This is a genomic window from Xanthomonas hortorum (genome assembly GCF_040279205.1).
Classification (GTDB): domain Bacteria; phylum Pseudomonadota; class Gammaproteobacteria; order Xanthomonadales; family Xanthomonadaceae; genus Xanthomonas; species Xanthomonas hortorum_F.
This window is the reverse complement of record NZ_JBEOLS010000002.1, coordinates 74,845-94,935: the sequence shown is the minus strand read 5'-3', so window position 1 is coordinate 94,935 and position 20,091 is coordinate 74,845. Positions and strand designations below refer to the sequence as shown.

The window sequence follows — 20,091 nt, the reverse complement described above, 5'->3', positions numbered from 1 at the left end:
GATTCGGGATTCGGGATTGGCGCAGGCAGCAGCATGCCCGCAGTTGCGAATCCCTAATCCCTAATCCCTAATTCCTAATCCCAACCGCCTACTCCGTCAACGAAAACGTATCGGCATCCAGCATCGCAGGGAAGCGCGCGCGATGCTCGGCCAGCGCCGACGCACTGATGGTGGTGGTGACCACTTGCGGCCGCTCGCGGATTTCCACTTGCGGCTGGCCCAGGAAATCGATCACCGCGCTATCGCCGGCGTAGTGCAGCTGGTTGCCGTCGACGCCGACGCGGTTGACCGCCGCCACAAAGCACAGGTTCTCGATCGCACGCGCGCGCAGCAGCGTCTTCCACGCATAGGCGCGCGCAGACGGCCAGTTGGCCACGAACAATTGCAGATCGAAATCCATCTGGCCCGGCCGCTCGACATCGTAGCGATTGCGACAGAACACCGGAAAACGCAGGTCGTAGCAGACCTGTGGATTGATCCGCCAGCCCTTCCATTCCACCGTCAGGCGATCGCGCCCGGCGGCATAGCGCAGATGCTCGTTGCCGAAGCGGAACAGATGGCGTTTGTCGTAGTACTGCAGCGTGCCATTCGGGGTAGCCCATAGCAGGCGGTTGAACACGCCCTGCTCGGTGCGTACCTGCACGCTGCCGGTGATGGCCGCCCCCAGCGTTGCTGCCTGTGCACGGATCCACGCCACCGTGGGGCCGTCCATGCCTTCCGCCTTGAAGATGGCATCGTTGGAGAACCCACTGGTAAAGGTCTCCGGCAGGATCACCAGATCAGTCTGCCCGACCAACGGCTCCAGCAACGCGCCGTAGTAATCGCGATTACCGGCCGGGTCATGCCAGCGGGTGTCGCCCTGGACAAGCGAGATGCGGAGGTCGTGCATAAGAGGCTCGGGAATAGGGATTCGGGAATAGGGATTCGGGATTGGGGATTCGAACAGCGGGGGCTCGGGCGGTTTTATGTCTTCGGGCTTTCTGCGGATTCACATCAACAAACGAGCAACCGCCGTTGCGAATCCCAAATCCCGAATCCCGAATCCCAGCCCCTCAGAGCTTCTGCAAACGCTCGATCGCCGCATCCAATGTCGCATCGTTCTTGGCAAAGCACAGCCGTGCCAGACGCTGGCCAGCGGGCGCGGTTTCATAGAACGGCGAGAGCGGAATCGCTGCCACGCCCTTCTCCACCGTCAGCCACTTCACGAACTCGGTGTCGGGCAAATCGCTGATCGCCGAATAATCCACCAGCTGGAAATAGCCGCCGGGCACCGGCAATGGTTTCAGACGTGTGGTCAGCAGCTGCTCGCGGAAACGGTCGCGCTTGGCTTGGTAGAACGCGCCCAGTTGCTCGTCGTGTTCGGGTTCGTCGCGGATCATTGCGGCAAACGCGTGCTGGGCCGGGCCGAAGCTGGTGAAGGTGTTGTACTGGTGCACCTTGCGGAATTCGGCGCTCAGTGTGGGCGGTGCGATGGCGTAGCCGATCTTCCAGCCGGTGCAGTGATAGGTCTTGCCGAAGCTGGAAATCACGAATGCGCGCTCGCGCAACTCCGGCCAGCGCAACACCGACTCGTGACGGCGGCCGTCGAACACGATGTGTTCGTAGACCTCGTCCGAGAGCAGGAAGATCTCGGTGCCGCGCAGCAGTTCGGTCAGCGTCTGCATGTCGGCGGCAGACAGCATCGCGCCGGATGGGTTGTGCGGCGAGTTGATCATCAGCAAGCGCGTCTTCGGCGTGATCGCCGCGCGCAAGGCATCCCAATCGACCGCGAAGGTCTGCGGGTGCAGCGCCACGTGCACCGCGCGCGCGCCGGCCAGATCGATCGCCGGCTCGTAGCAGTCGTAGGCCGGGTCCAGCACGATGACCTCCTCGCCTGCGCGCACCACCGCGTGGATGGCGTTGAAGATCGCCTCGGTGGCGCCGCTGGTGACGGTGATCTCGCTGTCGGCATCGACCTGCGCGCCGTAGCAACGCTGCGCCTTGCCGGCGATGGCCTGGCGCAACGCCGCCACACCGGTCATCGGCGGGTACTGGTTGTGGCCGGCCGCCATGGCCTTGGTCAGTTCATCGACCAGCCGCGACGGCACCGCGAAATCGGGAAAACCCTGGCCCAGATTCACCGCGCCGTGCTCGGCCGCCAGCTGCGACATGACGGTGAAGATGGTGGTGCCTACCTTGGGCAGCTTGGTCGTGAGGGGCATCGTGCCGGTCCAGACAAGAAACGGGGGACCGCGAGTGTACGCAAAGCCGCCAGGCGGTTGCTCCCAGCCGGTGCAAACAGCGTTCCCGGACACATCAGGCCGCCCGGTGCACCCCCGACACCGGGCCATCGTCGCTACAATGCGCGCCCAGTCTGGAGCGTGCCATGCCCAGGCCCTTCCCCATGCCGTCCCGCGACGGGAGCCCGCTGCGCCGATGATCGAACCGCTGCACACTGCGCCACCGCTGCTGGCCGCGCGCGCCCTGGCCTTCAGCCGCAACGAGGAGCCGGTGTTCGGCCCGCTGGATTTCCATGTCGATGCCGGTGAGGCCTTGCTGGTGCAGGGCGACAATGGCGCCGGCAAGACCACGCTGTTGCGGGTGCTGGCCGGCTTGCTGCATGTGGAGCGCGGGCAGATCCTGATCGACGGCAAGACCGCGCGGCGCGGCGACCGCAGCCGCTTCATGGCCTATCTCGGTCACCTGCCGGGCCTGAAGGCTGACCTCAGCACGCTGGAGAACCTGCACTTTCTGTGCGGTTTGCATGGCCGCCGCGCCAAGCAGATGCCCGGCAGTGCGCTGGCCATCGTTGGCCTGGCCGGATACGAAGATGCGCTGGTGCGTCAATTGTCGGCCGGCCAACGCAAGCGCCTGGCATTGGCGCGGTTGTGGCTGTCGCCGGCCCCGCTGTGGCTGCTGGACGAGCCCTACGCCAACCTGGATCTGGACGGCATCACCCTGGTCAACCGGATGATCTCCGCGCATCTGCGCGGCGGTGGCGCGGCGCTGGTCACCACCCACGGCGCCTATGCGGCGCCGCCGGTGCGCACGCGCATGCTCACGCTGGAGGCGGCGGCATGAGCCTGCATTCGCCACAACCCTCGCTGTGGCAGGCCGCGCGCGCCTTGCTCAGCCGCGATCTGCAATTGCTGTGGCGGCGCCGCAGCGACGCGCTGCAGCCGGCCCTGTTCGCGCTGCTGATCGTGGTGTTGTTCGCGCTGGGCCTGGGCGGACGCCCGGACCTGCTGGCGCAGGCCGCGCCAGCGGTGCTGTGGTTGTCGGTACTGCTGGCCGGCTTGCTGTCGCTGGATGCGTTGTTCCGCAGCGATGTGGAAGACGGCTCGATGGAGCAATGGCTGCTGGCGCCGGTGCCGCTGGCTTGGCTGATCGCGGTGCGCGTGCTGCTGCACTGGGCGACCAGTGCGTTGCCGCTGATTGCGGTGACGCCGCTGCTGGGCGAATTGCTGCACCTGCCACATGACCAACTCCCTGTGTTGCTGGCATCGTTGGCGCTGGGAACACCGCTTTTAAGTCTGCTCGGCGCCGTGGTTGCAGCGCTGACGGTGACGATGAAACGCTCTGGTATTCTCGTGGCGTTGCTGGCGTTGCCGTTGTATGTGCCGGTGCTGGTGTTCGGTGCCGGCAGTGTTGCGGCAAGTGGACAAGGACAGGATGCGGTGGGTGCGTTGTTGTTGTTGGGCGCCGGCTTGGTGATCGGTGTGGTGCTGGCGCCGCTGGCTGCGGCTGCCGCGATCCGCATTTCGCTGAGCTGAGTGTGTGATCGATGCGATGGTGATGAGGCGCACAGCGCCGAGCGCCATTGCAGTTGCAAGCGCTATTTCAGTTGCAAGCGCTCCTGCTGTTTCGAGAGCTAATGCCATTCCAAGGGCTACTGCCATCGTATGAACGTCGTCGTCCACTGGTTCCACCAACTCGCCTCCCCCCCGATCTTCGACCGTTTTACTGCGCGCTGGGCGCCGTGGTGCTACGCGCTGGCCGCAGTGCTGCTGGGCGTGGGCATCTGGCAGGCCTTGTTCGCAGTGCCGGCCGATTACCAGCAGGGCGACAGCTTCCGCATTCTCTACATCCATGTGCCCAGCGCGTGGATGAGCCTGTTCGTGTTCGGGCTGATGGCTTTGTATGCGGCGATTGCGCTGATCTGGCGCATCAAGATCTGCGAAATCCTGGCGATGGCCTGCGCGCCGATCGGCGCTGCGTTCACCGTGATCACCCTGCTGACCGGCAGCATCTGGGGCAAGCCGATGTGGGGCGCATGGTGGGATTGGGACCCGCGCCTGACCACCGAATTGATCCTGTTGTTCCTGTATCTGGGCGTGATCGGCCTGTATCACGCCATCGACGATCGACGTCAGGCTGCGCGCGCGGCGGCGTTGCTGGCGATCGTCGGCGTGGCGCTGCTGCCGGTGATCCGCTATTCGGTGGTGTGGTGGAACTCGCTGCATCAAGGCCAGAGCATTCGCCTGCTCGGCCCCTCGACCATCGATGCGAGCATGTTGCTGCCGCTGTGGCTGATGGTGATCGGCACCAAGTTCTGGTTCGCCGGTTCGCTGCTGACGCGTGCACGCGCCGACAACCTGCGTCGCGAGGCCGGCAAGGCCTGGATCGTGCGCGATGCCCCGGAGGGCGCGGCATGAGCTACCTGCCCTACGTCATCGCCGCCTACGCGGTGTTCGTGCTGGTACTGCTGTGGGACCTGATCGCCGGCCGCTGGCAGGTGCGCCGCGCCTTGAAGATTGCGCAGGCGCGGCGCCTGCGCGAGCGCAAGCGCGCGGCGGTGCCCACCGATGCGGAGCTGATCCGGTGAATCCGCAACGGCGCCGCCGGATGTGGTTGGTGATCGCGCTGGTGCTGGCCGGCGGGCTGGCGACCACGCTGGTGGCGATGGCGCTGCAGCGCAACGTGGCCTATCTGTACACGCCGTCGGAAGTGCTGCGTGGCGACGCCGGCGACCACGCGCGTTTCCGGCTCGGCGGCATGGTGGAAAAAGGCTCGTTCAAACGCGCGTCCGGCTCGCTGGAAGCGCAGTTCCGTGTCACCGATGGCGATGCCCAGTTGCCGGTGCGCTACGACCGCATCCTGCCGGACCTGTTCCGCGAGGGGCAGGCGGTGGTGGCCACCGGTCGCATGCAGCAAGGCGTGTTCGTGGCCGAAGATATCCTGGCCAAGCACGACGAGACCTATATGCCGAAGGAAGTCGCCGACAAGATGGGCAGTGCGCATCGCAAGCACGATGTGCCGGCGGCGGCGGACCAGGCTGGAGGGCTGCGTTGATGGCAGATGTCGGTATGACCGTGGCGTTGCTGCAAGATGGTGGCTGGCGCGAAAGCAGCCTGGCTGACAACGTCGCTGTAGCTGCGCAACGCTACGCCGACGCTGCATCGATGAGGCCTCGTCATTGCGCGCGCAATCGCTGCACTGCTTCATCTTCAAAAACGCGCCTGCCCGATGCTGCCTGAGCTCGGCACCTTCCTGCTGATTCTGGCGTTGCTGGTGGCATTGGTGCAGGCCGCGCTGCCGCTGGCCGGCGCGCAGCGCGGACGCAGTAGCTGGATGGCGGTCGCGCGGCCGGCAGCCCTGGTGCAGCTGGGCCTGATCGCCGCTGCATTCGCGCTGTTGACGCATGCCTTCCTGGTGCAGGACTTTTCGGTGCGCTACGTCGCCGAGAATTCCAACAGTTTGTTGCCGGTGATGTATCGCTACTCGGCGGTGTGGGGCGCGCACGAAGGCTCGTTGCTGCTGTGGACGCTGGTGCTGGCGCTGTGGACCGGCGCGGTGGCGATCTGGTCGCGGCAGTTGCCCGCGCACGTTATCGCGCGCGTACTCGGCGTGATGGCGCTGGTGAGTATCGGATTCCTGGCGTTTTTGCTGTTTACCTCCAATCCGTTCGCGCGCCTGTTTCCGGTGCCGCTGGAGGGCGCCGATCTCAATCCGCTGTTGCAGGATCCGGGCCTGATCATCCATCCGCCGATGTTGTACTGCGGCTACGTCGGCTTTGCGGTGCCGTTCGCCTTCGCCATCGCCGCGCTGCTGGAAGGCCGCATGGATGCGCGCTGGCTGCGCTGGACGCGGCCATGGACCAACGTGGCCTGGGCGATGCTCACCGTCGGCATCGCGCTGGGCAGCTGGTGGGCGTATTACGAATTGGGCTGGGGCGGTTGGTGGTTCTGGGACCCGGTGGAAAACGCCAGTTTCATGCCGTGGCTGGTGGGCACTGCGTTGCTGCATTCGCAGGCGGTCACCGAAAAGCGCGGCAGCTTCGCCAGCTGGACCTTGTTGCTGGCGATCGCTGCATTTTCGCTATCGCTGTTGGGTACGTTTTTGGTGCGCTCGGGCGTGCTGACCAGCGTGCATTCGTTTGCGGCCGATCCCTCGCGCGGGCTGTTTATTCTGGTGTTCCTGCTGGCGGTGGTCGGTGGTTCGCTGGTGCTGTATGCGATTCGCGCGCCGCGCTTGTCGTTGGTGGACGATCCGCGCCGCGCGTTCGCCGGCAGCTCGCGCGAAACCTTGTTGCTGTTGAACAACCTGCTGCTCACCTGCGCCTGCGCGATGGTGCTGCTAGGCACGCTGTATCCGCTGCTGGCCGACGCGCTTGGGCTGGGCAAGTTGTCGGTGGGCCCGCCCTACTTCGGCACGCTGTTTTTGGTATTGATGGCGCCGCTGGTGGCGCTGCTGCCGTTCGGCCCGCTGACCCGCTGGCAGCGCGAGCAGGCCTCGCGCCCGTTGGCGATGTTGGCGCCCTGGGCGGGCCTGGCGGTTGCCGCAGGCGTGCTGGCATGGTTCGTTGCCCCGCAGGGTCAGCTGAAAGCGGCGATCGGTGTGGCCGGCGCAGTGTGGGTGCTGCTCGGCACGTTGCGCTTCCTGTGGACGCGACGCGCGGCCAAGGGCCGGAAATTCACTGCGGAAATGCTTGGCATGGTGCTGGCGCATCTGGGCGTGGCGGTGTTCCTGGCCGGTGCGCTGCTGGTGGAATCGCTGAGCCTGCAACGCGAGGTCGCCTTGGCACCCGGTGAGCAGATGCAGATCGGCCGCTACGCGCTGCACTTCGATCACGTCGAAGAATTGCGCGGGCCCAATTACGTCTCCGATCGTGCCAACCTGCAGGTGTTCAAGGACGATGCGCCGGTGGGCCTGTTGCATGCGGAAAAACGCCGCTACGCCAGCGGCGGGCAGACCTTGACCGAGGCGGCGATCCGTCCCGGTCCATTCGGCGATTTGTATGTCGCCCTTGGCGAACCCCTGGGCAATCAGGCCTGGGCGGTCCGCGTCCACCTCAAACCGTTCGTCCGCTGGATCTGGCTGGGAGCGCTGCTGATGGCGCTCGGCGGCCTGGTCACCGCGGCCGACCGGCGTTTTCGTCGTTCTCCGGAGATCCAAGATGGTTGAGTCACGTTCGCCCCGCCTACCCACTGCCGTACTCGTGGGTGCCATCGTGCTGCTGCTCGCACTTGCAGCGCTGCTGGTCTACGCGGTGGTGCGCTCCGGTCAGGACGATCGCAATGCCCTGCCCTCTGCGCTGATCGGCAAGCCTGCGCCGGAGTTCGCGCTGCCATTGCTGCACGATCCCAGCATCGTGGTGCACGCACGCGAGCTGCGCGGCGCGCCGTACATCATCAACGTGTGGGGCAGCTGGTGCCCGGCATGCCGCGAAGAACACCCGGTGCTGAGCCGCTTCGCACTGACCAAGCGCGTGCGCGTGATCGGCTACAACTGGAAGGACGAGCGCACCGATGCGCTGCGCTGGCTCGAACAACTGGGCAACCCGTATCTGCTGGTGGTCGCCGACAAAGACGGCCGTACCGCGATCGACTTCGGTATTGCCGCGGCGCCGGAAACCTTTCTGGTCGACGGGCGCGGCGTGGTGCGCTGGAAATACAGCGGCATGCTCACCCAATCCATCATCGACACCCAGCTGATTCCGGCGCTGAGCAAGATCGAGCGCTCGCCTAGCGCCGCACCGGACCTGCACACCAGCCGATGATGCGCGCCTGGCTGCTCATGCTGCTGTTGTTGCCCTGGCTGGCCTTGGCCCAGCCGGTCGGCGACCCGGCGCCGCTGCGTTATGCCTCTGCCGAAGAAGAAGCACGCTTCCACGCATTGACTGCCGAATTACGTTGCGTGCAATGCCAGAACCAGTCGCTGGCCGACTCCAACGCGCAAATTGCGCAGGACCTGCGCCGCGAAGTGTTGGCGTTGATGCGCGAAGGCCGCAGCGATACGCAGATCCGCCAATTTCTGGTCGCGCGCTATGGCGAGTTCGTGCTGTATCGCCCGCGTGTCGAATCGCGCACCTGGCTGCTGTGGTTCGGCCCGCTGCTGGTGTTGTTGCTGGGCGGTGGAGCGGTTGTGTTCGTGGTGCGCAGACGCAGCGTTGCTGCGCCCGCCCTGCCCGCCGATGAGCAGGAGTGGTGATGGTCGGCTTCGTCGTTGCAGTGGTGTTACTGGCATTGCTGGCCTTCGGTGTGGCGCTGCGGCCGCTGTGGCGCCAGACGCGCGGGCTGGCGGCCAGCGTCGCGGTGTTGTTGCTGGCGGCGAGCGCGGCCTTGTATTGGCTGGTCGGCACGCCGAGCGCGATTCAACAGCCGGCCAATCGACCGGCCACACCGCGCTCGTTGGACGAAGCCATCGTGCAACTGCGCGCGGCATTGGCAAGCAATCCCGATCAGGCCGAAGGCTGGGTATTGCTGGGCCGCTCACTGTCCAGCCAGCAGAAATTCGCCGAAGCGCGTGATGCGTTTGCACGCGCGGTTGCCTTGCGCCCGGATGAGCCAGACGTGCTGGTGGCTGCCGCGCAATCGCGCATGCTCGCCGACGACAGCGGGCGCCCTGACCCGGAGGCCATGCGCTTGCTCGAACACGCACTGGTGGTGCAACCGGACCATCAACGCGCGCGCTGGTTTCTGGGTGTCGTGCAGCGCCAGGCCGGTCAGCCGGCCAAGGCCAGCGAGACCTGGACGCCGTTACTCGCTGTGGTCGATGCCAACACGCGCCCCGGCTTGCTCAAACAGATCAATGCCGCGCGCCAGGAAGCAAAGCTTGAGCCGATTCAGGCACCGGATGCGCCTGCTGCTGCAGCCAGCGGCAAACGCATCCAGGTGCGCGTGACGCTGGACGCCGAATTCGCCAAACGCGCCGGATTGCCCGGCGATACCAGCGTCTTCGTGATCGCACGCGCCGCAGATACCCCGATGCCGGTAGCGGTGGAAAAACACGCGCTCAGCGACTTGCCGTTGACCATCACCCTGGACGATAGCGACAGCCCGATGCCGACGCGCACGCTGTCGTCGCTGGACAAAGTGCAGGTGCTGGCACGGCTGTCGCGCAGCGGCAACGCAATGCGCCAGGCCGACGATGTGGAAAGCGCGCCAGTGATGGTGACACTGCCTGCCGACGCGCCAGTGGAGTTGGTGATCGGGCGCTGATTGCTCGCCACGTTTCGTTGCGACGCTTGGGCCAATGGACGAAGAGCGGCCACAAAACGTAGCGCGCAGTCGTAAGGCCGATGTGGACGGCGCCGAGGAATCGGAGTGTCACGCATCACATGCCGCACCGAGTAACGGCTGCGCCATCGTTGTGTTAGCTGCTACCAACGTCATCTGGATGGTCCCAAGCCGCGTTGGTCGAGGGCGCGATGCCCTCGCCGCTCGCGGGACACGCCGTAAACCCGTCCATGGGGGCTCGGTGGCGGCATCCATGCCGCCACACGGTCCCGCAATCGGCAAGGACACCGCGCCAGGAAGTTGGTCGGTAGCCAAGTAAAAAGCGGGTCATCTCGCGGGTTGTATTGGCTTGCGAGTACGGGCCGCAACTACAGAGATCCAGCGCATCAGAAGCACGTCATGCATTGCTTGCACCATGCACACCGACCATATCGACTGGTGCTTGCCCGCCCACCGTCGCGGGACCTTACGCGGCATGGATGCCGCGTAAGAGCCTACACGGACGTACTTGCGGCGTGTCCCGCGACAGTGGGCGGGCAAGGGCCCTGCAGCCAAGAAGCAGATCAGCGCTCTGAAGGCTGACATCAAGCAGCGCAAGGGCTCAAACCCATTCCCATCCTGCACCCGGCGCACGCCATGGCAGATAGAATTGCGACATGACTGAATTCATTCCCCCCGGCACGCGCTTCCACGCCCTGCCCTCGCCGTTTCCGATGAAGCGCGGCGGCGTGCTGCATCAAGCACACGTCGCCTACGAAACCTGGGGCACGCTGGCCGCCGATTGCAGCAATGCGGTGTTGATCGTCACCGGCTTGTCGCCCAACGCGCATGCTGCGGCAAATCAAGCCAATCCAGAGCCCGGTTGGTGGGAAGCGATGCTCGGGCCAGGCAAGCCGATTGATACCGAGCGCTGGTTCGTGGTGTGCGTCAATTCCTTGGGCAGTTGCAAGGGCTCGACCGGCCCGGCCTCGATCGACCCTGCTACAGGTGCGCTGTATCGCCTGACATTCCCGGAGTTATCGATCGAAGATGTGGCCGATGCCGCAGCCGATGTCGTGCGTGCGTTGGGCATCGAACAACTTGCCTGCCTGATCGGCAACTCGATGGGCGGCATGACCGCGTTGGCGTTGCTGCTGCGGCACCAAGGCATTGCGCGCAGCCACATCAACATCTCCGGCAGCGCGCAGGCGTTGCCGTTCTCGATCGCCATCCGCTCGCTGCAGCGTGAAGCCATCCGCCTGGATCCGCACTGGAACGGCGGCCATTACGACGACACCCGTTATCCCGAATCGGGCATGCGTATGGCGCGCAAACTCGGCGTGATCACCTACCGCTCCGCGCTGGAATGGGACGGTAGGTTTGGTCGCGTACGATTGGATTCCGAGCAGGCCGCCGACGACCCGTTCGGCCTGGAATTCCAGGTCGAAAGTTATCTGGAAGGTCACGCGCGCCGCTTCGTGCGCTTCTTCGATCCTAATTGCTATCTGTATCTAAGCCGCTCGATGGACTGGTTCGATCTGGCCGAATATGTCGACGACAAGCCGGTCATTGACGCGCGTGTCGATGGCACGCAGCTCGACAACCCACACCTCGCCGCCAAGCCCGATACAGGCGTCTCCACCGACGCCACGGTGCTGGCCGGCCTGGCGCAGATCCGCATCGCGCGTGCGCTGGCGATCGGTGCCAACACCGACATCCTGTTTCCCGTGCAGCAACAGGAACAGATCGCCGAAGGCTTGCGCGCCGGTGGTGCAGATGCCCAGTTTCTCGGGCTGGATTCGCCACAGGGCCACGACGCCTTCCTGGTCGATTTCGCGCGCTTCGGTCCGGCCGTGCGTAACTTTCTGGACGCTTGCTGATTTCCAGAACCAAGCAACAGCGGCGTGACCTGCCGCAGCGTGGTGGTCTACCGCGCAAGACGCTGGCCGTGCTGTTTCTGACCGGCATGGCAGCGATGGTGGTTGCAGGTCGACTGCCGGCGCTACTGGCACTGTGGTACGCGGCCGCCAGCGTAGTGGCGATGATCGCCTACCGGCGCGACAAAAGCGCAGCACAGCGCGGCCAGCAACGCACGCCGGAAACGAGATTGCACATCATCGCGCTGCTCGGCGGATGGCCGGGGGCATTGTTGGCGCAAGGGCTGTTCCGACATAAATCCAGCAAGGCGGCCTTCCAGGCGTGGTTCTGGATCATCGTTATGGTGAACGTCGCCGTGTTGGTTCTGACATTACGCCAGCCTGCACTGATGGCTGCATTACACGCGTTGCTGAAATGAGCCGCACACGTGCAATGCGTGCGTGCAAGAAATCAACGCGAAGACCTGCAACACCCGTCCGCACGACATGGGCACGGGTCACCACCTATTCGCTGCCGGCGCATTGAAGAAAGGTTTCAGGCCAACGTTTCCAACACACCCGCACGCATGCGATACCGCCGATGCACCACACCGGCCGGCACGCTGTCGTGCGTGATCATCACCAGGCTGCGCTCGCCGAGTGCAGCGGAGAGATCCAGCAGCAACGCGTGTGCGGTGTCCACGTCCAGGCCGTCGGTGGGTTCGTCCAGCAATAGGATCGGTGCGTCGCGCAGCAGCGTGCGTGCGAGTGCCAGCCGCCGCGCCTGGCCGGCCGAGAGCGTGGCACCATTTTCGCCAACCCAGGTGTCCAGGCCGTTCTGCGCAGTGGCCCACTCGCGCAGCCGCACCTGCTCCAGCACATGCCACATCGCGGCATCGCTGGCGCTGGCATCGCCAATCAGCAGATTTTCGCGCACCGTGCCGGCAAAGACCGGGGCATTCTGCGGCAGCCAGGCGATGCGTTGATGCCATTGCGCCTGCGCGACGTGGCGCAGGTCGATATCGGCGTAGGTCACCTGCCCGGCCTGCGGGTCCCATAGCCGCAACAGCAGTGCGGACAAGGTGCTCTTGCCGCTGCCGCTGTCGCCGCTGATGGCGATACGCTCGCCAGGCGCCAGCGTCAGATCGAGCGCCTGCAGCACCGGACGCGCACTGCCCGGCCACGCAAAGCCGATCTGATGCAGTTGCAGCGTGCCGCTGCGTGGCGCATCCGTTGCGTGCGGCGGATCGACGACCGACGGCGCCTGATCGACGATGGACTGCAGGCGTTTGGCCGCAACGCGTGCGCTCTGCAGTGCCTGCAAGGCGAGCCCGGCCCCGGCCCAGACTTCCAGCAACGCCATGGTCAAAAACACTAAGCCGGCCGCCATTTCCGCCGCAATCAATCCGCGCTCTGCCGCACTCAACCCAAGCCACACCATGCCGGCCAGGCCGATGCCGCCACAGACGGCGTGCAGCAGATTGCCGCCGATCAAGCGACGGCGCTGAATGCGGTCGCCATCGACGACGGCCGCCGCTGCTGCATCGACCTGATGCAGCCAGGCACCTTGCGCATCGACAGCGGCGAGATCGGCTGCGCCTTCCAGCCCTTCGAAGGCCTGCGTCCGCAATGCGGTGCGTTGCTGCGCGCGCAGCTGTTCGCGCTGCGCACCGCCGCGTGCCACCTGCCACGGCACCACGCCACCAATGACCACACCGAGCACCATCAGCAACAGCGCGGCGGGCGGATAGATCAGCGCCGCTGCACCCGCACCAGCAAGCCAGATCCCGAGCAATGCGGTCAACGGCGCCAGCGCGCGCACGCTCAGGCCATCGACTTCGCCGATATCGGACATCAGCCGCGCCAGCAGATCGCCGGTACGCGTGGCCGACAACCGGCCTGGCGCAAGCGGCAACGCACGGCGGAAGAACCACACGCGCAGATCGCGGGCGATGCGCAGGGTAGCATCGTGGCCGATCAATTTTTCGCCATAGCGCGAAACGATGCGCGCAAAGGTCAGCGCGCGAATGCCGGCCGAGGGCGAGAAGAAATTGAAACCCGTGCCCATGCCGGCAACACCCGCCAATGCAGCGGCGGTCAGGAAACTGCCGGACAGACCGAGCAAACCGACGCCTGCCAGCATGGTGACCAGCACCAACAAGGCCGACAGCAGCAGGCGCCAGACATGCTGGCGGAATACATCGCGCAGACGATCGGGCTGTGTGATGTTCATGGCAGCTCCGTTGCGACGGCGACGCCGCGCAGATCGATCACGGTATCGGCCCAGCGCATCACCGCCGCGCTGTGCGTGGCCAGGATCACCGCACGGCTGCGTGCGAACACGCCCAGCGTGCGCAGCAATTCCGCTTCGGTGTCGGGGTCGAGAAACGCAGTGGGCTCGTCCAGCAGCAACAGGTCCGGCTCACGCAGCAACAGCCGCGCCAGGGCCACGCGCCGCGCCTCGCCACCGGAGAGCCCGAAGCCGCGTTCGCCGATCACCGTGTCCAGGCCGGCCGGCAACTGCGCGGCAAAGCGCAGTACCTGCGCCGCGTCGGCAACCGCGTGCAGCCGCGCGTCGCTGGCCTGTGGATCGGCCAGGCGCAGGTTGTCGGCGATGCTGCCGTGAAACAGATACGGCCGCTGCGTGGCATAGCCGATACGTGCACCCGGACGCAGCGCAACGCTACCCGCCTCGGGCGCAAGCCAGCTGGCCAGACCTTCCAGCAAAGTGCTCTTGCCGCTGCCGCTTGCACCGATCACCGCCACGCGCTGCCCGGGCTGCAAGATCAGCGAAAAATTCTCCACCACCACGTGTGGCGCGCCCGGTGGACGCAGCGCCAGTCCACGCGCCTGCAACAGGGGTGTATTTGCCTGCGCCGGTTCCAATGCACGCGGCGGCACCGTGGCTGCTTGCGCGATTGCGGGCGGCGCGAACCCTTCCAGCAAGCGCTCGGCTTCGGCCACCGCCGCCAGCGCATTGGCACGGTCGTGGTAATGCGCGGCCAGCCGCCGCAGCGGCGCAAAGAATTCCGGTGCCAGCAGCAGGCAGAACATGCCCGCGCCCAGCGTCGGCAAGCCGTGCAGATCGAGCATGCCCAGATAACTCAGGCCGAAGTACAGCGCCACGATCGCCACGCTCACCGAAGCGAAGAATTCCAACACGGTGGACGACAGAAACGCGATGCGCAGCACCTTGAGCGAGCGCTCGCGCACGCCCTCGGCTGCGGCGGCAATGCCGCTCAACTCGGCCTCGCCGCGCCCGTACGCACGCAGCAGGCCCAGGCCTTTGAGGCGATCGGCAAAATGCCCGCCCATCCGCGCCAGCTCGCCGAGTTGCTCGCGCCCCGCAGCTTCGGCGCCCCAGCCCACCAGCATCATGAAGAACGGGATCAGTGGCGCAGTCAGCAGCAACACCAGGCCCACCACCCAGTCGACCGAAAACACCGCGATCAAAATCAGCGGCGGCACCAGCATCATCTCGGTACGCGCGAGTTGGTAGCCGACGAAATAGCCTTCCAGCGCATCGGTGTGGGCCAGGCTCAATTCGCCCAGCTCGCCGCTGCGTTGGCGGCGCAACCACACCGGGCCGTGCTGCACCAGCCGGCGTGCGATGCGGGCACGCAGCTCGCGCTTGGCCACATCGGCCACCTCGCCGGTCAGCGACTGCGCCCAGGCATTGAGCAAGGCGCGTCCGACCAGCACAGCCAACAATCCCACGCCCACGTCGCGTAAGTGCAGCAGTGGCAGATGTTGCACCAGCACCGCCTGCAACAACCAGGCGATCGCCGCCGCCTGCGCCAGCAGCAGCACGCCCGACACCGCGACCGCCACACCAGCCAGCCGCTTCGCACGCGCAGCCGGTGCGGCGAGCGCATCCAGCCATTGGCCGCGTTGACGGCGCTGGGCTGGCGTTTCGCTGGCTCGCACGCTGGGCTGGCTCACATCGCTCTCTTAAGAAGACATCGTGTTGCAAGCGATTGTAAGTCGCCACTCCCCGCTACGGGCTGCGCATTGTGCCGCACCCGCTCGCCACGGCATTGATTTGGATCAACGCGCGTGTCGCGGCAAGCGCAGATGATCGGTTGCATTCCTTCATCGACACCCAACCAGGCCACCCCGCCATGATCGACTCGACAGTTGTTGAACTGTCGCGGCTGCAGTTCGCAGTCACCGCGATGTACCACTTCATCTTTCCGCCGCTGACCATGGGCCTGTCGTTCCTGCTCGGCATCATGGAGAGCGTCTATGTGATGACCGGCAAGCAGATCTGGCGGCGCATGACCATGTTCTGGGGCGTGCTGTTCGGCATCAACTTCGCCATGGGCGTGGGCACCGGCATCGTGATGGAGTTCGAGTTCGGCATGAACTGGTCGTACTACAGCCATTACGTGGGCGACATCTTCGGCGCACCGCTGGCGATCGAAGGCCTGATGGCGTTCTTCCTGGAGGCGACTTTTCTGGGCCTGTTCTTCCTCGGCTGGAACCGCCTGAGCAAGGTGCAGCATCTGGCCACCACCTGGCTGGTGGCGCTGGGCAGCAACTTCTCGGCACTGTGGATTTTGATCGCCAACGGCTGGATGCAGAACCCGGCCGGCGCGGTGTTCAACCCGGACACCATGCGCATGGAAGTGGTCGATTTCATGGCGGTGCTGTTCAACCCGGTGGCGCAGGCCAAGTTCGTGCATACCGTCAGCGCGGGCTACGTGCTGGGTGCGGTGTTCGTGATGTCGATCAGCGCGTTCTATCTGCTGCGCGGCAAGCACGTAGAGATGGCGCGACGCTCGTTCGCCGTGGCTGCCGCGTTCGGCCTGTTGTCGTCGCTGTCGGTGGTGGTACTGGGCGATGAGAGCGGCTATGCCGCCAACGAACATCAGAAAATGAAATTGGCCGCGATCGAGGCGATGTGGGAAACAGAAGCCGCGCCGGCCGACTTCACCGCGTTCGGCATTCCCAATCAGCAGACCCATCGCAACGACTACGCGATCAAGATCCCGTATCTGATGGGCTTGATCGCCACCCGTTCGCTGGATGAGCCGATTCCCGGCATTCTGGAGCTGGTCGGGCGTGCCGAGCACCGCATCCGCGGCGGCCAGATCGCCTACGGTGCATTGGAGCGCGTGCGCGCCAACAAGGACGATGTCGAAGCGCGCAAGGTGTTCGACGCGCATTGGCAGGATCTGGGCCACGGCCTGCTGCTCAAGCGTTATCGCGACGATATCGGCAATGCCACGCCGGAGCAGATCGCCCAGGCCGCCATGGACACCGTACCGCGCGTGCTGCCGCTGTTCTGGACCTTCCGCATCATGGCCGCCATCGGCATCTACCTGATCGTGTTCTTCGCCGTCGCGTTCTGGTTCGCCTGCAAGCACAACTTCCAGGACAAGCGCTGGTTCCTGACGCTGGCGCTGTGGACCTTGCCGCTGCCGTGGATTGCGATCGAATGCGGTTGGTTCGTGGCCGAATACGGCCGCCAGCCGTGGGCGGTGGAAGGCGTGCTGCCGACCTTCTACGCCGCCTCTGGCCTGGATCTGTACGAAATCGTGTTGACCTTGGTCGGCTTCACCGCGCTGTACACCACGCTGCTGGTCATCGCGATCAAGCTGTCGCTGAAGACCATTCGCAAGGGCCCGGATGCGCTGTTTCCGCCTACATATCAAGGCACCTCGCCTAACACCGCATCGCCCCACGCTTCCTCACCCAGCGCCCCATTGAGCACCGGTGCGTTGGCCGGCGGCGCACCGTAAGCCAGGAGAAAAACCATGGATTTCATCTTGCTCGACTACACCACACTGCGCGTGATCTGGTGGCTGCTGCTGGGCGTCTTGCTGTCCGGTTACGCGGTGATGGGCGGCTTCGATCTGGGGGTCAGCACGCTGCTGCCGCTGGTTGCCCGTAACGATGCCGAACGCCGCCTGGTGATCAACACCATCGGCCCGGTCTGGGAGGGCAACCAGGTGTGGCTGATCCTGGGCGGCGGCGCGATCTTCGCTGCATTCCCGCCGCTGTATGCAGTGAGTTTTTCCGGATTCTATCTGGCGATGTTCCTGATCCTGTTCGCCCTGATCCTGCGTCCGGTCGGTTTCAAGTTCCGTGGCAAGCTGGCCGATCAGCGCTGGCGCAATAACTGGGACTGGGCGTTGTTTATCGGCGGCTGCATTCCTGCACTGATCATGGGCGTGGCGGTCGGTAACGTGCTGCTCGGGGTGCCGTTCCATTTCGACGACAGCATGCGCATCTTCTACACCGGCAATCTGTTCGGCTTGCTGACGCCATTCGCACTGCTCGCCGGCTTGCTCAGCGTGGCGATGCTGATGGCGCACGGGGCGGCGATGCTGGTGCTCAAGACCGACGGGCCGGTGGCAGAGCGTGCGGCGCGTTTCGGCAGCATCGCCGCGCTGTGTGCGGTGGCGCTGTTTGCGGCAGCCGGTGCATGGGTCGCGCTGGGTCTGCCTGGTTACGCGGTGACTTCGGTCCTGGCCACCGATGCGCCGACCAATCCGCTGGCCAAGACCGCCGCGCTCACCGCTGCCGGTGGCTGGCTGCACAACTACAGCAGCATGCCGGCGACCTTGATGGCACCACTGATCGGTCTGGTCGGGCTTGCGATGAATGCGCTACTGCTGCGTGTGCGGCGTGGCGGCCTGGCATTCATCGCCTCGGGCTGCGCCATCGTCGGCATCATTCTCACTGTCGGCTTTGCGCTGTTTCCGTTTCTGCTGCCCTCTTCCACCGCACCGCGCATGAGCTTGACGCTGTGGGATGCCTCCAGCAGCCGTCTGACGCTGTGGATCATGTTGCTGGCGACCGCGGTGTTCATGCCGATCGTGCTGGCCTACACAAGCTGGGTCTACCGCGTGCTCAAGGGCAAGGTCACGGCCGATGAACTGTCGGCCAATCCCAACGCGTATTGACCGCGCCCGCTGCGACTGCGGTGCACAAGCACGTTGCCGCGCCCGCTCGACATCTCACACACTTCAACAATTTTAAGGAGAACACCGATGTGGTATTTCGCATGGATCCTCGGCACCGGCCTGGCTGCGTTGGCTGCCGTGCTCAACGGCATGTGGTTCGAAGCACGCGAATCCGAGCGTGGTCAGTCGCGCCAGTAAAATAAATCGCGCAGATGCTTGCCGATTCGGCAATCCGTATGTAACATACGCGGCTCCTTCGGGGTGTAGCTCAGTCTGGTAGAGCGCTACGTTCGGGACGTAGAGGTCGCAGGTTCGAATCCTGTCTCCCCGACCAGTTTCAAAACACAAAACCGGCCTCGTGCCGGTTTTGTGTTTTCAGGCGTTGGCGCAGCGATGCGCGCAATGCGGATGGTCTGTCATGTCTGTTGTCATTGCCGGTGCTTGCTCGTCTGCCCAGTTGCGTGGCCGCGGGTTGGTGCTGGCTGCCATTTTGTTGTCCGCATTCAACTTGCGTACGGCGGTCACCTCGTTGACGCCGCTGCTGGAACGCATCGCAGATGAGTACGCATTCGGCGCGCCCACCATGGGTGCGATCGGCATGTTGCCGACCGCTGCGTTCGCACTCACCGGCGTCGCAACGCCCGCGTTGCTGCGCCGCTTCGGCCTGCTGCGCACTGCGCTGTTGTCGATGGCATTGGCCACGCTCGGATTAGTGTTGCGACCGCTGCTGCCGGACACCGCCGGCCTGCTGGTCGGATCGCTGATTGCGCTGGCCGGCATGGGCATGGGCAACGTGGTGTTGCCGCCGCTGGTGAAGCGCTATTTCGGCGATCGCGTGGGCGGTGTCAGCACGCTGTACATCACCGTGCTGCAGGTCGGCACCTTGTTGCCCGCGCTGCTGGCGGTGCCGGTGGCCGATGCGCTGGGCTGGCGTAGCTCGATGGTGGTGTGGGTATTGCCGGCATTGCTGGCGTTTGCGGCCTGGGCGTTGGTGTACGCCAATCATCGCCGCCTGCGCGCCACCGGGCCGGCACCGATCACGCCGACAACCGAGGCCGAAGGCCGCGTCGCACGCACCGCGTTGGGCTGGAGCATGGCGCTGACCTTCGGCATGACCTCGCTGATCACCTACTCGATGTTCACCTGGTTACCGACACTGCTGCGCGAAGCCGGCGCCTCGCCCGCATTCGGCGGCACCATGGTGGCGCTGTTCGCGGCACTGGGCATGGTCGGCGCGTTGACCATGCCGGCGCTGGCGGTGCGCATGCGCAATCCCTTCCCGATCGTGCTGCTGTGCGCTGCCTGCCATCTGGTCGCGTTTGCCGGGCTGTGGTGGGCACCACTGGCCGCGCCGATTCTCTGGGTGACCTTGCTGGGTTTGGGCCCGAGCACGTTTCCACTGGCGCTGGTGCTGGTCAATCAGCGCTGCCGCACCGCTGCCGGGTCAGCAGCGTTGTCCGGATTCTCGCAAGGCATGGGCTATGCGGTGAGCTGCCTGGGGCCGTTCCTGTTCGGCTGGTTGCACGCGCACCACGGCGGCTGGACGTCGCCGTTCGTGTTCCTGGTCATCTGCCTGCTGGTGCAGCTGGCCGCCGCCTGGGTGGCCTGCCGCCCGCAGCTGCTGGAAGACGTATGGGCGCCGCCTGCGCGAGCCGCCGTCAGATCGGCAAACTGAAATCGCTCAACCATCAATGCCGGCGTGAATCGCGGAAAGATCAAGGCAATATCGCCCTTTTTCACATGATTGGCCAACTACAGGTTGGATGAGGAAGCGACTGGTCTGATGGCGAAGCGTTGAAAGCATCAAGCGTCGTTGTGGCGGCTAGGATCCAGATCTACCGCTCCTTGTGGATTAACCATGCGCCGCCTCGCTTTTTGTCTCCTCGCAACGGCAATTACTGCCGCCAC

At 65.1% G+C, this 20,091-nt stretch carries 19 protein-coding genes, 1 tRNA gene and 1 other RNA gene; 16 read left to right on the top strand and 5 right to left on the bottom strand.

The features are described 5' to 3' along the window. Positions 1–88: 88 nt before the first annotated feature. A complete protein-coding gene (locus ABS769_RS01360; protein ID WP_317060994.1) occupies positions 89–889 on the bottom strand; it encodes an amidohydrolase in 801 nt (266 codons plus the stop codon). Positions 890–1,052: 163 nt separating this feature from the next. Then, positions 1,053–2,201 (bottom strand): pyridoxal phosphate-dependent aminotransferase, encoded by a 1,149-nt coding sequence (locus ABS769_RS01355; protein WP_317060995.1) that lies wholly within the window; start codon positions 2,199–2,201, stop codon positions 1,053–1,055. 214 nt (positions 2,202–2,415) lie between these two features. Between ABS769_RS01355 and ccmA the strand changes: the two genes are divergently transcribed. The 9 genes from ccmA (at position 2,416) to ABS769_RS01310 (ending at position 9,419) form a co-directional block, all read left to right on the top strand. Further along, complete coding sequence (ccmA, locus tag ABS769_RS01350) at positions 2,416–3,060, top strand: heme ABC exporter ATP-binding protein CcmA (RefSeq protein WP_006452114.1); 645 nt, start codon at positions 2,416–2,418, stop codon at positions 3,058–3,060. Beyond that, entirely contained in the window at positions 3,057–3,752 is a 696-nt protein-coding gene (ccmB, locus tag ABS769_RS01345; protein ID WP_006452115.1) for a heme exporter protein CcmB, read from the top strand. Before ccmA ends, ccmB begins: the two co-directional genes overlap by 4 nt. Positions 3,753–3,881: 129 nt before the next feature. Beyond that, a complete protein-coding gene (gene ccmC / locus ABS769_RS01340; protein WP_055826273.1) occupies positions 3,882–4,634 on the top strand; it encodes a heme ABC transporter permease CcmC in 753 nt (250 codons plus the stop codon). Continuing rightward, entirely contained in the window at positions 4,631–4,804 is a 174-nt protein-coding gene (locus ABS769_RS01335; RefSeq protein ID WP_023904167.1) for a heme exporter protein CcmD, read from the top strand. Before ccmC ends, ABS769_RS01335 begins: the two co-directional genes overlap by 4 nt. Beyond that, complete coding sequence (gene ccmE, locus ABS769_RS01330; protein WP_176339854.1) at positions 4,801–5,271, top strand: cytochrome c maturation protein CcmE; 471 nt, start codon at positions 4,801–4,803, stop codon at positions 5,269–5,271. The genes ABS769_RS01335 and ccmE overlap by 4 nt, the downstream gene beginning before the upstream one ends. A 174-nt stretch (positions 5,272–5,445) precedes the next feature. Further along, positions 5,446–7,383, top strand: coding sequence for a heme lyase CcmF/NrfE family subunit (locus tag ABS769_RS01325; RefSeq protein ID WP_317060996.1), 1,938 nt, complete (start codon positions 5,446–5,448; stop codon positions 7,381–7,383). Beyond that, positions 7,376–7,978 carry a DsbE family thiol:disulfide interchange protein gene (locus ABS769_RS01320; RefSeq protein ID WP_317060997.1) on the top strand — a complete coding sequence of 201 codons (603 nt, stop codon included), beginning with the start codon at positions 7,376–7,378 and terminating at the stop codon, positions 7,976–7,978. Before ABS769_RS01325 ends, ABS769_RS01320 begins: the two co-directional genes overlap by 8 nt. Further along, positions 7,975–8,409, top strand: a complete 435-nt coding sequence (locus ABS769_RS01315) for a cytochrome c-type biogenesis protein (RefSeq protein ID WP_317060998.1) — start codon at positions 7,975–7,977, stop codon at positions 8,407–8,409. The genes ABS769_RS01320 and ABS769_RS01315 overlap by 4 nt, the downstream gene beginning before the upstream one ends. Then, positions 8,409–9,419 carry a tetratricopeptide repeat protein gene (locus tag ABS769_RS01310; RefSeq protein ID WP_317060999.1) on the top strand — a complete coding sequence of 337 codons (1,011 nt, stop codon included), beginning with the start codon at positions 8,409–8,411 and terminating at the stop codon, positions 9,417–9,419. Before ABS769_RS01315 ends, ABS769_RS01310 begins: the two co-directional genes overlap by 1 nt. Positions 9,420–9,466: 47 nt before the next feature. Here ABS769_RS01310 and ABS769_RS01305 read toward each other — a convergent pair. Continuing rightward, positions 9,467–9,540: non-coding RNA, sX9 sRNA (locus ABS769_RS01305), on the bottom strand. 553 nt (positions 9,541–10,093) lie between these two features. On the opposite strand from ABS769_RS01305, the gene metX reads away from it, so the two are divergent. Further along, a complete protein-coding gene (gene metX, locus ABS769_RS01300) occupies positions 10,094–11,296 on the top strand; it encodes a homoserine O-acetyltransferase MetX (protein ID WP_317061000.1) in 1,203 nt (400 codons plus the stop codon). 68 nt (positions 11,297–11,364) lie between these two features. Then, complete coding sequence (locus tag ABS769_RS01295; RefSeq protein ID WP_317061001.1) at positions 11,365–11,712, top strand: DUF1294 domain-containing protein; 348 nt, start codon at positions 11,365–11,367, stop codon at positions 11,710–11,712. A gap of 116 nt (positions 11,713–11,828) precedes the next feature. Here the strand turns inward: ABS769_RS01295 and cydC are convergent, their stop codons facing one another. Continuing rightward, a complete protein-coding gene (gene cydC, locus ABS769_RS01290; protein ID WP_317061002.1) occupies positions 11,829–13,505 on the bottom strand; it encodes a thiol reductant ABC exporter subunit CydC in 1,677 nt (558 codons plus the stop codon). Next, entirely contained in the window at positions 13,502–15,214 is a 1,713-nt protein-coding gene (gene cydD, locus ABS769_RS01285; RefSeq protein ID WP_317061003.1) for a thiol reductant ABC exporter subunit CydD, read from the bottom strand. Before cydD ends, cydC begins: the two co-directional genes overlap by 4 nt. A gap of 179 nt (positions 15,215–15,393) precedes the next feature. Between cydD and ABS769_RS01280 the strand changes: the two genes are divergently transcribed. From ABS769_RS01280 to ABS769_RS01260, 5 genes are all read left to right on the top strand, one after another. Continuing rightward, a complete protein-coding gene (locus tag ABS769_RS01280; RefSeq protein WP_317061004.1) occupies positions 15,394–17,016 on the top strand; it encodes a cytochrome ubiquinol oxidase subunit I in 1,623 nt (540 codons plus the stop codon). Between the two features lie 15 nt (positions 17,017–17,031). Continuing rightward, the gene (cydB, locus tag ABS769_RS01275) at positions 17,032–18,183 is read left to right on the top strand and encodes a cytochrome d ubiquinol oxidase subunit II (protein WP_317061005.1); all 1,152 of its coding nucleotides are present in this window, start codon (positions 17,032–17,034) and stop codon (positions 18,181–18,183) included. 87 nt (positions 18,184–18,270) lie between these two features. After that, positions 18,271–18,381: a cytochrome bd-I oxidase subunit CydX gene (cydX, locus tag ABS769_RS01270; protein WP_317061006.1), complete on the top strand. Its 111-nt coding sequence runs from the start codon at positions 18,271–18,273 to the stop codon at positions 18,379–18,381. 59 nt (positions 18,382–18,440) lie between these two features. Next, a tRNA-Pro gene (locus tag ABS769_RS01265) sits at positions 18,441–18,517 on the top strand. A 123-nt stretch (positions 18,518–18,640) separates the two neighbouring features. After that, the gene (locus ABS769_RS01260; protein WP_317061033.1) at positions 18,641–19,858 is read left to right on the top strand and encodes a CynX/NimT family MFS transporter; all 1,218 of its coding nucleotides are present in this window, start codon (positions 18,641–18,643) and stop codon (positions 19,856–19,858) included. The last annotated feature ends 233 nt before the right edge of the window (positions 19,859–20,091 follow it).